The 16175-nt window shown below is 41.2% G+C and carries 10 protein-coding genes; 2 read left to right on the top strand and 8 right to left on the bottom strand.

The features are described from left to right. Position 1: 1 nt before the first annotated feature. The 3 genes from AB6T38_RS12405 to AB6T38_RS12395 all read right to left on the bottom strand — a co-directional run bounded on the left by AB6T38_RS12405 (position 2) and on the right by AB6T38_RS12395 (position 8637). Entirely contained in the window at positions 2-1771 is a 1770-nt protein-coding gene (locus tag AB6T38_RS12405) for an EAL domain-containing protein (RefSeq protein WP_372547617.1), read from the bottom strand. Further along, positions 1761-6323 (bottom strand): two-component regulator propeller domain-containing protein, encoded by a 4563-nt coding sequence (locus AB6T38_RS12400; RefSeq protein WP_372547616.1) that lies wholly within the window; start codon positions 6321-6323, stop codon positions 1761-1763. Before AB6T38_RS12400 ends, AB6T38_RS12405 begins: the two co-directional genes overlap by 11 nt. Positions 6324-6498: 175 nt before the next feature. Then, positions 6499-8637, bottom strand: coding sequence for a S8 family peptidase (locus AB6T38_RS12395; protein WP_372547615.1), 2139 nt, complete (start codon positions 8635-8637; stop codon positions 6499-6501). A gap of 457 nt (positions 8638-9094) precedes the next feature. On the opposite strand from AB6T38_RS12395, the gene AB6T38_RS12390 reads away from it, so the two are divergent. Both AB6T38_RS12390 and AB6T38_RS12385 read left to right on the top strand, forming a co-directional pair. Further along, positions 9095-9655: a hypothetical protein gene (locus AB6T38_RS12390; protein ID WP_372547614.1), complete on the top strand. Its 561-nt coding sequence runs from the start codon at positions 9095-9097 to the stop codon at positions 9653-9655. 132 nt (positions 9656-9787) lie between these two features. Beyond that, the gene (locus AB6T38_RS12385; RefSeq protein ID WP_372547613.1) at positions 9788-10156 is read left to right on the top strand and encodes an aldehyde dehydrogenase family protein; all 369 of its coding nucleotides are present in this window, start codon (positions 9788-9790) and stop codon (positions 10154-10156) included. A gap of 164 nt (positions 10157-10320) precedes the next feature. Here the strand turns inward: AB6T38_RS12385 and AB6T38_RS12380 are convergent, their stop codons facing one another. From AB6T38_RS12380 to AB6T38_RS12360, 5 genes are all read right to left on the bottom strand, one after another. After that, the gene (locus AB6T38_RS12380; protein ID WP_372547671.1) at positions 10321-11172 is read right to left on the bottom strand and encodes a universal stress protein; all 852 of its coding nucleotides are present in this window, start codon (positions 11170-11172) and stop codon (positions 10321-10323) included. Between the two features lie 10 nt (positions 11173-11182). Continuing rightward, positions 11183-12673, bottom strand: coding sequence for a SulP family inorganic anion transporter (locus AB6T38_RS12375; protein ID WP_372547612.1), 1491 nt, complete (start codon positions 12671-12673; stop codon positions 11183-11185). A 218-nt stretch (positions 12674-12891) separates the two neighbouring features. Next, on the bottom strand, positions 12892-13980 hold the full coding sequence (locus AB6T38_RS12370) for a hypothetical protein (RefSeq protein WP_372547611.1): 1089 nt from the start codon (positions 13978-13980) through the stop codon (positions 12892-12894). A 65-nt stretch (positions 13981-14045) separates the two neighbouring features. Beyond that, the gene (locus tag AB6T38_RS12365; RefSeq protein ID WP_372547610.1) at positions 14046-14924 is read right to left on the bottom strand and encodes an aminotransferase class IV; all 879 of its coding nucleotides are present in this window, start codon (positions 14922-14924) and stop codon (positions 14046-14048) included. A 242-nt stretch (positions 14925-15166) separates the two neighbouring features. Beyond that, positions 15167-16171 (bottom strand): LacI family DNA-binding transcriptional regulator, encoded by a 1005-nt coding sequence (locus AB6T38_RS12360; RefSeq protein ID WP_372547609.1) that lies wholly within the window; start codon positions 16169-16171, stop codon positions 15167-15169. Positions 16172-16175 lie beyond the last annotated feature (4 nt).

The raw sequence follows: 16175 nt of genomic DNA, 5'->3' as shown, positions 1-16175 counted from the left end.
CTTATTGACGCATCAAGTGAGTAAAGTTCTGGGTTAACAATGGCCCTATATATTCAGCGGCCAAAGGCCTAGAGAATAGGTAGCCTTGCAGCAGTAAATGTTTACTATTTTTCAGTATTTCTATTTGACCAGCATCCTCAATCCCTTCGGCTATAACCCCTAGGTTTAAACTCTCCGCAAGGGCCAAAATGGCCTCAACTATTGCCACGTCATCAGGAGCTGAATCCGAGTCGCACATGAATGAGCGATCAATTTTTAGGATATCAATAGGGAATTTTTTCAAATAACTCAAAGAAGAATAACCAGTACCAAAATCATCCACCGCCAAAGTAACACCAAGGGATTTTAATTCAATTAGTCTTGCGATATTTTCTTCAGCATCGCTCATTATCACCGATTCGGTTATTTCCAATTCAAGTAATTCGGCAGGTAAGCCACTACTGCGGAGGGCTTCAGCTACGATCTCTGTGAAGTTATGTTGTTTAAATTGATGTCCTGATACATTCACTGCGACTCTAACGGGGGTATCTTGAGTTAACCATTGTTTAGCTTGTTGGCAGCTTTGTTCGAGCACTAGTTGCCCTAAGATATTGATCAGTCCAGTTTCTTCAGCAATCGCAATAAATTCATCCGGTGGGATCATACCGCCTTGTGCTGGTAACCACCTTACAAGTGCCTCAACGCCTACAATCTGTCCCGTTTGAGCACAAACCTGTGGCTGGTAAAAAGGCACAATTTCATTACTATCGAGGGCCTGGCGTAAGTCCTGCTCAAGCTGCAATCGAGCAGCAGCCTTGGCGTTCATTGAGTCGCGGTAAAATTTATAACAGCAGCGGCCAGCTTGTTTTGCTGAATACATTGCGGTGTCTGCATTTTTAAGCAAGGTTTCTGCATCTTCCCCGTCATTAGGAAACATTGAGATACCAATACTTGGCGTAATTACCACCTCAAACGGCTCGAGTTGGAATGGTTGATCAAAGCTACGAATCACTCTTTCGGCAACTAAAGTGGCTTCATTAGCGGTATTTAATTGATTCAAAAATATCGTAAATTCATCACCACCAAAACTTGAAAGTTGGGCTTTATTTGCCGAAATACTTTCACCAACTCGCACAAATACATCACTGTCACGTAAGTTAGCTTGTAATCGATGAGCCACTTTACGAAGCAATTTATCACCATTACTGTGGCCCATGGTATCGTTAATGCGTTTGAATCTGTCTAGATCAATGAATAACATTGCAGCTTGATTTTGTTTACGCCTAGCGAGTGCCAAAAAGCGTTGCACGTCTTGCATCAAGTATTGCCGGTTTGGTAAACCCGTAAGAGAATCATAAAACGCCAGTTGATGGAGTTCTTTTTGTTGTACAACTAAATCAGCAAAGGCTTGACTCGCCCGCAGGATATACTTAACTCGTTCGCCTAAAATCGGCCATCTAATAGGTTTCGCTATAAAGTCTGTAGCCCCAACCGCATATGACCGATGGATGGAGTCAAGATCGTCTGAGCCGGTCACCATTATAATTGGAACATGTTTGCCATTTTCTTGACTACGAATACGTTCGCACACTTCGAAACCATTCATTTCAGGCATAGAAACGTCTAATAAAACCAGTGATGGCGAGTGTTTCTGAAAGTGCTCTAGAGCCCGTTTGCCATTTTCTGCTTCTAACACTTCGATACTGTCACTGGTTAGTGTTTCTTTCATTAAAATTCTTGCGGTGAGATCATCGTCACTTACCAGAACTTTAATTTTCGATTCAACCAACATTTCTAAACGTCTCCAACTTCTCGCAACTTAGTATAAAAGTGGCTTGTATATTTTGGGCTAAAGTATCGACTCCTTCCGATTGCTGCTGTTTTGACTTGCTCTCTAACTCTCGACATATTTCGTACAATGCCTTAGCGCCAGAGTTCCCAGACATAGATTTTAGCGCATGGGCAATTTCTGCGACTTCATGCAAATTCAATTTTGGGCTGTTTACTTGTTCAAATAATTGAGTAATTAATTTCTCTGCTTCTTGAATAAAAGCATCTAACACTCTAACAAACACTGGATTTCCGGTGTCTCGACTGATTTTTAACAGTGTCTCTACAGTGACCATATCAATTAACTGTGACGCCAACTCATCATCAGTCGCTTCGCTATTTTGTGCCACTAAGTTGTCACGGCTATGGTTATTTTGCGCGTGACCGTTTTGGCTGCCGAATTCTAGCGGATCATTTTCACCTTGCTCGTTCTTCGGTGGTTGTGAAGGAGCACCTAAAAAACGCATCAACGTTTGCTCCAGTTCGCGCAGAGAAAAAGGCTTGGTCATAACTTCATTCATGCCTACACCCAAACACTGTTGACGTAGGTCATCCCCCATTCCAGCCGTCAAAGCGACTATTGGGATATTCGGCCATTTCTTTCTAATCTCGGTTGTTGCCTGATATCCATCCATAATTGGCATCTGGCAATCCATCAAAACTAAATCGGGCTGATTGATATTAATTTGCTCAACTGCTTCAGTACCATTATCCGCTAACCATGCTTCACATCCCAGTATGGCTAACATGCTTTTGGCGACTTCTTGGTTGGTTAAACTATCTTCTGCCACTAAAATATTAGCGTTAAATTTCTGGTGATTGGGATATTCGTTATTACTTAATTGACGATCGAGTGTTTTAACCCCTAAAGCTTTATTTAAGCTATCTTGCAAATCTTTAAGGTGAATAGGCAAAGGTAAAATATTGCGCTTATCATGTTCCTGCCACTGGGAAGACGGCAATAGGCATATCCATTTTTGCATTGGAATTTGCGCGTTTATTATTGCTGATTCATATTCACTAAGACTGATCCATAAACCATTTTTAGCTGATGCTAATTGTCCGTTAACTCTTTGAATATGTACCGCTGTGAAACCTAATTTGCTCAACATATTAGTTAATGCCAATCCCAAACCACCTTTCAGGTTAACCAAATGTACAGTTGGAGCTGACGATGACAGAAGGGTTTCAATTATCGGTTTTTGAGTCAGAGGCAAATCAACTTCTAAAGTAAACGAACTCCCCTCCCCTAGTTTAGATTGCACATCAATGTTACCGCCCATCAATGTTGTCAACTGACGACAAATCGCTAAACCTAACCCCGTGCCTCCATACTTTCTGGTGGTTGAAGCATCAGCTTGGGTAAACATTTCAAACACTTTTTGCTGTCTATCTGGTGCCATACCAATACCCGTGTCTTGAATTCTGATTTCAAAACCACTGGATGGGCTTGCTTGCTCTGACGAGTTATTATGCGCGTGATAACAAGGCACTCGCCTGATACTCACATTCACTTCACCTTGCTCAGTGAACTTAATCGCATTGCTGGTTAAGTTAGCAATGATCTGTCGCAACCTTGCAGGGTCAGCATACACTTCAGGAAGCGGATCCGGAGACAAAATCGCGTTAACATAAAGCCCTTTGTTATATGCCGATTCACTAAACAAGTCACAGACTTCTTCGACTAAAGCCTCTAGATCAACGGGAACTGATTCAAGGGTCGCTTTACCTGCTTCGAGTTTTGAGAAGTCTAGAATATTGTTAAGTAAGTCTAACAATAGGCGACCAGAACGATAAACCAATTGCGCAAAGTGTTGTTGTTTTGGCTTTAACTCAGAACTTAATAAGACTTCTGTCATACCCAATACTCCGTTCATAGGAGTACGAATTTCATGACTCATGATAGCTAAGAAATCACTTTTTTCTTTACTTGCTTGCTCTGCTAATTTACGCGCTTTTTCAGTTTCTTGCATACTGGTTTCAAGCTGTGCATTAGCATGCCGTAACTCTTTAGTACGCTCTTCTACTTTTTCTTCTAAATCAATTAGTTGTTGCATCTCAGCTAAACGTTTACGACGATATCTCCAAATTGTATTGAGTACAATCAACACCACAATAAGTGAATAAAGACTGTATGCCCAAACCGTTTTCCATGGTGGCGGCAGCACATTGATTGGTAACACAACTCCTTCAGTGTTCCACAAGCCTTGGTTATTACTAGCCTGCACACGTAATGTGTAGTTACCAGCAGGTAAGTTGGTAAAGGTCGCTAAACGACGGTTTTCCAATTCAATCCAATCGGAATCCAATCCTTCCAATTTATATCGGTACTCGTTAAGCCCTGGGGCGTTAAAATCTAGTGAAGCAAACTCAAAGGAAATAAAATAATCTTTGTAGCCAAGCTCAAGTTCTTGCAGTTGCTGATAAGGCACATCAAACCATACTTGTTCATTTAGTTTTTTTATCCTCACAACCACCACTGGAGGCACTATTTCGCTATCTTTAATGTTATCAGGATGGAAACGTATCGCGCCCGTTGGCCCGCCAAAATACATATACCCTTGGCTATCTTTAAAACTAGCTCCCCAATTCACTTCACTTTCTTTAAATCCTTGAGAACGGTCAAAATGCCTAATTTTACCGTTTTCTGTATTTAACCGAGTTAGACCTGCAGGGCTACCAAGCCATAAGTTTCCTGAGTCATCCTCTAAAATGGCATAAATATGACTACTAGGAAGGCCGCTAAAACTGTCATATTGAGTGAACTTATTATTGAATGCCTGCATATCTTCAGGCAACCATTTATTTAATCCACCACCTTGGGTACCAATCCATAATTGCTCTTTAGAGTCTTGATGAAATGCCCAAGCCATAGAAGCAGATAAACTATCAATGACATCGGGGTTATGTTCAATCCGGCGAAAATGACCATTAGTTTGGTCAAGTAAATTAAACCCAGACACGGTACCCACCACAATAGTGCCATCAGCAAGTTGATAAACAGCTAAAACTCTATCGCTATTCAAGCTATTAGGGTCATTTTCGTCATACCGATAATGTATAAATTGATCGCTTCCTGTGGGTAAATAATTCAAACCACCACCAAAGGTTGCAACCCATAAATTGCCACCATTATCTGAAAAAACGCTGGTGACACCATTGAAACTCAAGCTGCTAGGGTTTTCTGGATCATGAGAAAAAAATTGAATGTTGTTGTTATCTACATTTAGACGGCCAAGTCCGGCACGCCGTGTACCGAACCAAAGTTCATTATCTTTACCAAGCACAGCAGTAACTCTGGCATCACGTAATGAAGTTTGCGTTTCTTTATTGATAATTTGTAATACATCTCCATTGCTATCCAACTGGGTTAAACCGGTATAACTAGCGATCCAAATAGATGATTCACCTGCACTTGAATAGGTTTCAGCAAACCCTAACACCACATTGTTGCTTAAGCCTTTAACAATATGTTCAAACGGCACCTCAATACTTTTAGTAATTCCATTTAAGGTACCCAACCAAATTAAACCGGTAGAATCTTGTTGAATCGATAAGGTGTTATTATCTGCTAACCCTTCTGTTGTGGTGAAACTAGTAAAACTATTTTTACCGTCCCAAACCGCGACGCCCGCATCGGTGCCAATCCAAATACGTTGTTGACGATCCTGATATATTGTTTGTGCAAGATTCGATGGCAGACTATCTACTTGATTAACTTCATATTGCCAGTTGGTAAACTGCAGTTTCTGCGGGTCAGTAACACTCACTCCTGCATCTGCGCTAGCGACCCATAAACGCTGTTGTGTATCAATAAGCAAATGTTTCAAAGAGTCACTAAAAAATGGTGATTTAGCCCCTGAGTAAAGTCGCTCCATAGAATGGTTTTCTTTATCGAATTTAAATAAACCATTTGCATTGGACGCTAGCCATAGAAAGTTTTCATCTTCGACAATAGATACAATACCCGCATCTTTTTTCAATTCAGGAACCAATTCGCGCATATTAAAGTGCTCGAAGGTTTTGTCATCGGGATTAAATCGACTGAAATTACCGTTACGATAACCAATCCAAATATAGTTTTGAGAGTCTAAGAATAAGCTCAGGATTCGATTGGAGGAGGGTGCCGTATCTGAATTATCGGCTTCTTTCCATGCCGTAAACGTTTGCGTGGCCGCGTTAAATAAATTAAGACCGCCACCATCAGTAGCTATCCATAATCGTTGCTGGTGATCTTCAAGTACCGCAAAAACATTGCTATTGCTTAGGGAGTCATCATTGCGGGGCTCGTGCACGAAGTGCAGCATTTGATAACCATCGTATCGATTAATTCCCTCTTGGGTAACAATCCATAAATAACCAGTACTATCATGGTATATCTGGCGCACTGTTTTTTGCGTTAACTGTGTTGTTAAATCTGCAGATGAAAAGTAGAAATTAGGAGAGTCGTCAGCATTAGCGTTGCTGCTTATTAGGAGGAAAAATAGAGAATACAATATTCCTTTGCTGAACATACTTCTTCACGGCTCATCGTTTTTAACCTAGATTAACCTAATGAAATAACTATGCCAATAAAATGGTAAAAATAGCTGCTAAAAGTCACTATTTAGCCCAATTTCAGCGGTTAAAAAACGACTCACCCCCTGCAAAGTTAAATTTTGAGGGGCTGAGTAAATTGAGTTGAAAGACTTATTCTTGCATTAAGAAGTTTTCTTGATTTACATAGGCTTCTTCCCAAATGAAGGCTTCTTCCCAGATAAACGCTTCCTCCCAGATGAAGGCCTCTTCCCAGATAAACGCTTCTTCCCAGATAAACGCTTCTTCCCAAATGAAGGCCTCTTCCCAGATAAACGCTTCTTCCCAAATGAAGGCCTCTTCCCAGATAAACGCTTCTTCCCAAAGCTCAAACTCGAACCCTTCGATGTAGTAGTTGCCGTTATCGTCTTTTCGAGCTGCCCCCATGTAATGTTGCTCACCACTCAAGTCTGCAGCGATATCCATACCATTGTTGGCACAACCTGTAGCGCTTGATTCAACTGCTTTAACGGCATTAACACTACCCGATCCTTGTTGGAAAGGACTGTAAGCAAGTTTGCCATTCGATAGTTGAGCCATTGTTGTGCTGCTCATCAAACGACACTTCACATCATTAGCGCTCAAGCTGGGATCATTTTGTAACATTAACGCGACAATTCCACTTACCACACCTGACGCTTGCGAAGTACCAGACATGATAAATCGATCATTTCCAACCATATATTGTGGAAACTTGTTAGGCATATACATGTCTTCATTCGCTAAGCTGAATATATGACCGCCTGGAGCAACTAAATCAGGCTTAACAAAAGCTTCATGAGTTGGACCTTGTGAAGAGAATGAAAGCAACTCATCATCGTTAGGGTTATCTTGCGTGTAATTATCTGTTATCGCACCAACACTAATTACATAAGGAACATTCGCTGGCACACCAATAGTCATCGCTGCAGGTCCAGTATTACCAGCTGAGGTGACAACAACGATGTCTTTTTCCCATAATTTCATGATGGCTTGGTTAATTGGGTCTGCCCAGTAATTCGAGCGAGGTGGCGCACCAAACGACAAGTTTACAACACGAATATTTAATTCTTCATGGTGGTCGGAAACATATTGAATCGCACGAAGTGCATCCAAATAAGTACTATGACCATCTTCGTAAAAGGCTTTAATTACCACTAAATTAGCATCAGGAGCTACACCTTGGTAATAGCTACGCATTTGACCATCAACTACTGCACGGTCACTGTTAGCAATGATGCCTGAGATGTGAGTACCATGACTATTTTCGTCAGTCATGTCTCGTGCTTGCATTTCTTGGTTTTCAATTGCGTCAAATGCCGCTGTAATTCGAGGATTATTGTTAGTGTCATTTTTTAACGCTTTATGACCTGCCCAAGCTCCACTATCAATAACGGCTACGGTGATATCTTTACCGGTAATACCATTATCATGCAGCTCATCCGCACCTACAGTGTTGACGTAATAACTATTACTATCCCCTTCATTGGCTTGGGTATCATAACCTTTAACCAACTCTCGACTACAATTTTGAGTAAAGGAAACATTCATCGAGAAGTCATTTTGCTGATAGTTTTCAGCGCCACTTCGAGAAAAAGTTAATTCAACTTTAGCATCATCATAGGCATTCATTTTTGCATAACGACTCAACCAAGAAGAATCCAGTGTCAATTCACCTTTTTGTGAGCCAAACAAACTCCAAAAGACAGTGGAACCATTAAATTTAACCGACGTTACATTGCCTAATCTCGACGGCCAGGTAAATTTCATTTCATCTACATTGGTTTTCATGTCACGGGCGTTGTAAAGATTCCAAGTAACCTTTCTTTTTTCTAAGTCAACAACATGACTTCCGTAAACCTGACAATTATCAAGAGCACCTGCAGTGAACAGTGGTTGGTTTTCAGTAATCGTTATCAAAGCGGGAAAGCTTTTGAGTAATTCCAACTGCAGATCTGAAACGCGCACGCCGATTCCACCGACTAAAGGCAACTCGTGTGTAACTACCCCACCCACTAAGTTAACTAAGTCGTTAATTGCAGCAATATCTCCACCTTGAATTAAAATCTCATTATCCATCGATAAGATACTGTCAACGACAGGTAATTCCGGCAATTCCAAAGATGTTGTCAGATTTGAAACGTTAGTTAAATCAGTCACGCTATTAAGATCTAACCCTAAAAGGCTACTACTGGCCGCACTCGCATTCATTGCTGAGCAGCTTAACAAACCGCTGACTAAAACTGCGAAAGTACTTCTTTTGTTCAGTTTCATGTTATTTATCTCTTTTTTATGTCCTTGCATCAAATGTTGTAGTACATCGGATGCAGGCTCCCTCACCTAATCCCTTCAAAGCAATCCTCGTGCCAATACCTAGAACGCCAAATTCATTAGTCTTTAGTCTAGTATGAAAAAAATGAATGCAACCAAAAGGAAAATACCGAGTGTAAAAAACGAAGTTATAATTCAATATTTTCATTCATTTTTTTCAACATCATTTTACTAGAATTTATCGTTCAGGTTTAACCAACAAAGATGAGTTCCAATATTAACTAGTTAAGCTGGGCTTGGGCGGCTTGAGGCTAGTGTTAAGTTATTAAGTCCCTAGCAAAACCGTTAAACAAAAAGCCTAGATTTGTGTCAGTTATTATTTGTTATCTATTGATTATTATTGGATAAAATCATTTACTTAACTAACCCCATTACTTAGAGAGTTGGACTAACGACACCTATGCTAAAACGTTGCAGCTTTTTCATTATCGCCCTGCTTACTTGTAATGATGGGGTCGCAGGCTCAGACCCTTTGACGTTGACGTGTCAAAACCACCCTCAGAAAAAGACAGAAATTTGTGTAATGTCGACCCACTCTGAACACTTTCCTGTTAATGATCTTGTTTTGTATAAACGCGATAAGGGCCACTTTCCTGTGCTTTTAGAAGTGATAAAAGGAGATGTTGCTGTCAGTTGGTTTTGGGGGTTTTCACAACACGGAAAGTATTCTGTGATGGGTTTTACAGAAGAAGGACACCCTTATTTTCTGGTTTACGAGACCAGCGCTTTTTTGCAAAGTGAACAACGGCCAAAGGCAATAGCTGTTTTATCCGACTACTATTTAACCGATTTGTTAATTATGGAAGATGACGGTACAGCACATTTTGCAAAAGTGGATGGGGTAAATGATGACGAAGATCTGACTGATTGTTTTGACGCGGATATCGACAGTTACTTACACAACGAAAATTGTACTGTGAGGATGAATATCTTCGATAAAAGCCATAACGCTGTAAATTAAGCAGCTATGTAATCACCAGTATCTACACAAATCGTTTTTTGGTACAGCAAGGAGTCTATGAACAATCCTAAAGCCGCCGTTGACGTAGATGATTTAGTGCAACAATCCATTGATCAAGGTGCTGTATAAAAAATGGGTGAAACTGTTACCTCACAAGGACCGAATTATTACCTACCGACAGTACTAACCAATGTTAGCAATGATATGCCTATCGCGAGCAATGAAATCTTTTGTCCTGTATCACCCATCATTCAATTTGAAGATGAAAGACAAGTAATAGAATTAACCAATACTACTGAATACGGCTTAGCGGCCTATTTTTATAGTCGCGATGTAGGTCGTATATTCCGTGTTGCTAGAGCCCTAGAGTTTGGCATGGTCGGAATTAATGAAGGAGCGATATCAAATGCCGCTGCTCCTTTTGGTGGTATGAAACAGTCGGGTAATGGCAGAGAAAGTTCTCGCTGCGAATTAGATGGCTATTGTTCAGGTAGGTTGTAAAACACCTAATCATTGAGCTGAACCTCTTTTTGAGCAACTTGATTACGCTTAAATTGAAGAGACTTCATTAACCAACTAAAAAGCCCTGGTTCCAAAGGGCTTTTTAGTTTTTAGGGTGTTGGGAACCAGAAACATGCTCGAGGATGTGAACCATTGCATCGGCATTAACGCAACACGATCAAAGGTATATCACTGCGTTCAAGCATTTTCAGGGTGTTACTGCCCACAAAAAATTGCCTAAGCTTGGAATGGGCAAACGCCCCCATCACAATCAGCTCAATATCATTAGACTTTTTGTAAGCCATAAGTGATTCAAAAATATCCCCTTCAATGTATGAAGCGGTAACTTGAAATCCTTTTTCTTGCAATCTTTGCTGGGCCGACTCGAATTTATCATGTAGGTTTTTTTCGTTATTTTTAACCGACACTAAATGACAATGTAGGCCATGCAATAAACCACCATCAATCACTCGCTGCAGCGCTTTGTCGGCAGTTTCTCTGCCATCATAGGCAATCATAAAGGAAGAGGGTTGCTTGAAATTATCTGGAATGAGCAACACTGGGTGTGCCGCTTTGCGCAAAAGGGTTTCAATATTAGAACCCAAAGCGTTAAAACTATTATCATGGCCTTTACCATTTCGACCGATAACGATGAGTCTAGTTTGCTCCTCTAAATCGCCTACCGAGTCTACCACCTCACCATGCCTTTGCATCGATTCAATGTCAGCAACCCCTGAATCTTGCGCATGTTGTACTGCGTCATCAAGTAACTCTCGTCCAAGTTGCAATGCCACTTTGGCACGTTGTTCATCAAGCCTAGTCATTTCTTCTAGCAAAGCCGAGCGCGCACCTAGACCAATGGCGCCAGTGTAGTCATCGGCGCCATGCTGCTGTTCTTTTTCTAATGCATGCAAGAACAGTATAGGTTTGTTTAGTTTTGTTGATGCCCAGACAGCAGCAGCTGTCACGGCCGAGGTGATTGCAGAACCATCTACACAGGTCACAATTTTAGTCATCATTATCTCCTTAATGTCCGCCAAACAGTTTTTCAACTTCTTTAGGGTCGTTGTGTACCCCAAATTTATCGACCACTGTTGCTGTTGCGTCATTCATCCCAACAAGGCTCACTGTTGCGCCTTCTCGACGAAATTTAATCACCACTTTATCTAACGATGACACCGAGGTAATATCCCAAAAATGCGCATGAGTAAGATCAATCACTACGGATTCTACCGCTTCTTTGAAGTCGAACTCGTTGACAAACTGTTCTGCTGAGGCAAAAAATACCTGACCAACGACTTCATAGGTTCGCACTTTTTCCTGCTCATTGAAATAAGACCTAACCGCCATATAACGTCCAATCTTATTGGAGAAGAACAAGGTTGCTAACAGCACACCTACAAACACCCCTATGGCTAAGTTGTGGGTCGCGACAACCACAATAACCGTACTTATCATCACAATATTTGACGACTTAGGATGTTTGCCTAGATCGGTAATAGACGACCACGAAAACGTACCTATGGATACCATAATCATTACCGCCACCAGCGCAGCCATTGGAATTTGCCCTACCCAGTCATCAAGGAATACCACCATAATGATCAAAAACAGACCGGCTATAAAGGTTGATAATCGCCCTCGCCCCCCTGACTTAACATTAATAATAGATTGACCGATCATCGCACAGCCAGCCATTCCACCGAATAAACCTGCACCAATATTTGCCATGCCCTGGCCTTTACATTCTTTATTCTTATCACTGCTAGTATCGGTCAGATCATCGACTATGGTGGCGGTCATTAACGACTCAAGTAAACCGACCACCGCCAAGCCCAAAGAGTAAGGTAATATAATTTCAAGGGTGGTTAAGTTAAGAGGCACTTCCGGCCATAAAAATAACGGTAAGGTATCGGGTAACTCTCCCATATCGCCAACGGTTCGAATATCCAGACCTAAGACAATGGATACTATGGTAAGACTGACAATACATACCAAAGGTGATGGCACAACTTTTCCAATAGTAGGTACATAAGGCAGCAGATAAATAATCCCCAAACCGGCAGCCGTCATGGCGTAAACATGCCAAGTCACATTGGTTAATTCTGGCAATTGAGCCATAAAAATCAGAATCGCCAAGGCATTCACAAAGCCGGTGACCACAGAGCGCGAAACAAAGCGCATTAAACTGCCGAGCTTAAGGAAGCCGAAAATAATTTGTAGCACACCGGTCAACAAAGTCGCAGCAAGCAAGTATTCTAAGCCGTGCTCCTTGACTAAGGTTACCATCAGCAATGCCATCGCCCCAGTAGCAGCAGAAATCATTCCTGGTCGACCACCAACAAATGCAATAATAACCGCAATACAAAACGACGCGTAAAGTCCCACTTTAGGGTCTACTCCGGCAATAATAGAAAAAGCAATGGCTTCGGGTATCAAGGCTAAAGCCACCACAATACCAGCAAGCACATCACCACGAATATTAGAGAACCATTCTCTTTTCATGTTTTCGAGCATGTAAATAACCTAAATTTGAAGCTTTCCTAAATCCTTAGGAAAGTAAACTTTTTAATGCAAATAAATCCGCGGATAAGTGGAATATTTGCCCGTTAAGCAGTAACGAAATAATAGAGGAAGGACACCCTAGGGTGGCGTAAATTTCAAGTTTGAAATCCTTTGAACACTAATCAACATGTAGCAACAATATAACTTTAGAAATATTGATACAAGTACCTTTATTTACCATCCCAAAAAATTCGATAACTACTCACACTGAGTAAAGGCAAAACAAAGACCACCACAAAAACCCAAGTTAGGGTGCCGTAACCACTACCAATTAAACCCACCAGCCCCACGGATGAGGCTAAATAAATTGACAGTATCAGAACAATAGCGGCAATTGTTGGGCGCATTAATTTGGGCATGATTTGTTGTTTTTCCCCATACACTTCAGCAATTCGTTCATTCATACCGTGGATAAAGGCTGTGCCTGTCTCGATAAAAGTGCCGAATAACACTACGTAAAAAATGGCCTGCAACCAAGGCATATTCAATTGCTGCATCATAAAATCTGATGGCACTTTTGCCTGTGTGATTTGAGTCGAATTTGCCACCATAGCCACAAAGAAAAACAGAGCCGGTAGCATTGCTAAAGGACCAGCCATGGCCCCAGCTAAAAATGAATCTTTGCGCCCCTGCATATGACGCACACAAAACAAGATAAGCGGCAAAGCAGCAACATTGTAACCCACGTACTGAATCGCACTGATAAACCAACTACCTTTAATTTCGCCGTAAAATAGTTGCTCAGTTACATTTTCACCATATTCAGTTAAGTACAAATAAACAAACGCCCCATACACTAGGTATAACAAAAACGACCAACCCGCTAATACCTTCTCAATCAGCATAGTGCCCCAGGCGACTAAGACACAAATGCAGACCATTAGCACCACAGTGCCTAAAGTACTGGAAATATCCAAATGCTCAGCAACCACTTCACCGGCTGCAGAGCCAATCACCGCTAAGACTAAAATGCCCAAGGCAAAGTAGGCCAACTCATACACAAACCAAGCTTTTCCCAACAACTTTTTGAAAAAGCCCCTGTAGGTATAACTTTGGGTTAATCGGGCAAATTCAAAACTCAGCATACTGATTAAACTAAAGGCAGCCGTTGCCACTAAAATACCTAAAAAACCGCCTAACGGACCTGAATTGAGAAAAAACTGGACTAACTCTCGGCCTGTGGCATAACCGCCGCCAATCAACACCGATTGTAGGATAAAGCCTGGCAGTAAAACTCGTTGGAAGAAGCTTGTTTGCATGGTTATCTCGTATTTACCTATGAGCAATTAATTTGCGGTTTTTAACTCATTCAAACAATAGATATTTATTGTTTGAGCAATTGATAACTGGAAAACAAACGCTGCCAGATGGGGCCAGGTTTTCCGTCTCCCACCTTTTCACCGTCAATACTGATAATCGGCTTTAATTCTTCATAAGAATTACTCACCCAAACCTCATCCGCTTGTTTTACCTCACTGGCAGTGGGAAAAACTTGCCGGACTTCTATGCCCTGGTTTTCGGCAATATCGATAATGAGTTGACGGGTGACACCAGCTAAAATGTTATCCACAGGCGGGGTAAAAACCACTCCATCTTTCGCCATAAACACATTGCTACTAGGGGCTTCTACCACATGCTCGCCTCTAATCAGTAACGCCTCACTGTTGGCCACACCATCTTTCGCCAGTTGTAGATAGGACATCACGTTCCCCATCAAGCTAATGGACTTTATGGAGCAGCGCTGCCAGCGTAAATCTTCTTGAAAGTAGGCATCACAACCTGAATAGGTAATGTCAAAAGGAGAGGTAAATGGCGTACTAAACATTAACACTGTGGGTTTAGCGTCGACCGGAAACCGATGTTTGCGCACGGCTTCAACGCCACGGGTTATTTGTACGTAGAGTATTTGTGTGTGTTCATCATCTGACAGCAAAGGTTGGGCAATATCCTTTAAATCTTGCACACTATAAGTAAGTGGGATATCCACAGACTTTAGCCCTTCTAGCAAACGTTGCCAGTGCTGTTCACCGCCTAAAGCTTTGCCATTAAAAACAGGCACGAACTCATAAATCCCATCGCCGAATAAAAAGCCACGATCCAAAGGGGAAATGGAAACTTGGCTCAAGGGCAGGTATTGGCCATTAAAATATGCTGCGCAATCGTTGTTATCCATTGTATTATTAGCCGTTTCATTATCAGCCATTTAAGAATCCGTCCACTAAGTTTTTCTTTCGCCTAAATTTAAAAATATACTCTACTGTAAATTTTCCATGTGTGTAGCTTTTTTCATCTGGCTAGCACTGAGCAACCACTAGCTAACTGCTTTTTGCTTAGCTTAGATATTGCAACCATTCAGTTTGGGCTACACTTCAAATAAACCGATTTATCTTAAATCTCAGTTAGCATTGCATCTAACGGCAATAACAGCGGAAGCAATGGCTAAAATCAAACTGCTTTGCAGGAATCCCGTATCTCCAACGAACAAGGGATCAAGATTTTGTGAGATATATTAGTTTCTTCCGCAATATTATTGAGCAACAATTTTGCGGCTTCAACCCCTATACTGTATGGCTCTTGCTTCACCACGGTAATAGGTACTTTAAAGAATTCAGCCATTGGCACTTCATCAAAGCCAAGTAATGAAACATCATCTGGAACAGAAATATTCGCGCGATTTAACCCTCGTAATAACTCAATGGTAATTGGCAAATGTTGAGTGAAAAATGCAGTGGGTGCATAGGATTCGACTATTTCTGTGGGCGCGGTCTGAAAACCCGTTTCACGATCCCATTGCTGCACTAAATTATCGTCTAATGGAATATCATGTTTGCTCAGTGCGTCTGCATAACCTTGGTATCTTTCTATTCTGGAATTCACATTTTTAATGTCTTGAGTAACAAAACAAATACGTTCGTGACCTAAGTTAATTAGGTATTCAGTGGCATCAAAAGCAGCTTTTTTATAATCGGATAAAATAATATTTTGTTCACTACCATCATTTTCAATTTGAAAATGAACAATAGGCATACCTTTACCAATGTACTCTGAAATAAGTTGCGTATTATTACCTGAAGAGGCAATGATAATTCCATCAACACGTAATTGATACAGCGCTTCTATTGATTTCGCTTCTATCTCTGGGTCAAAATCTGTGTTGTAAATCAATGCGTTATAAGAGTTTTCTTTACAATAGTCATCTACCCCTCGTATAACCCGACTGGAATAAAAACCAGTGATATCTCTAACCACTACCCCTATGGTTTTAGTCTTCGTTGCTTTTAGGTTTCTCGCAATGGGATTCGGTACATAATCCAATTCAGCTACCGCGGCTCGAATTCGTTCTTGAGTTTCTTTCGACATATAGTCGAAGCGTCCATTTAGGTATTGAGAAGCGGTACTTTTTGAGACACCAGCAAAACGGGCCACATCAATTAATTTCACTTTTGCCATCTTG

The sequence above is a fragment of the Aliiglaciecola sp. SL4 genome (assembly GCF_041538045.1).
Lineage (GTDB): Bacteria > Pseudomonadota > Gammaproteobacteria > Enterobacterales > Alteromonadaceae > Aliiglaciecola.
The sequence above is the reverse complement of the archived record's forward strand: the minus strand, read 5'-3'. Positions and strand labels throughout refer to the sequence as shown.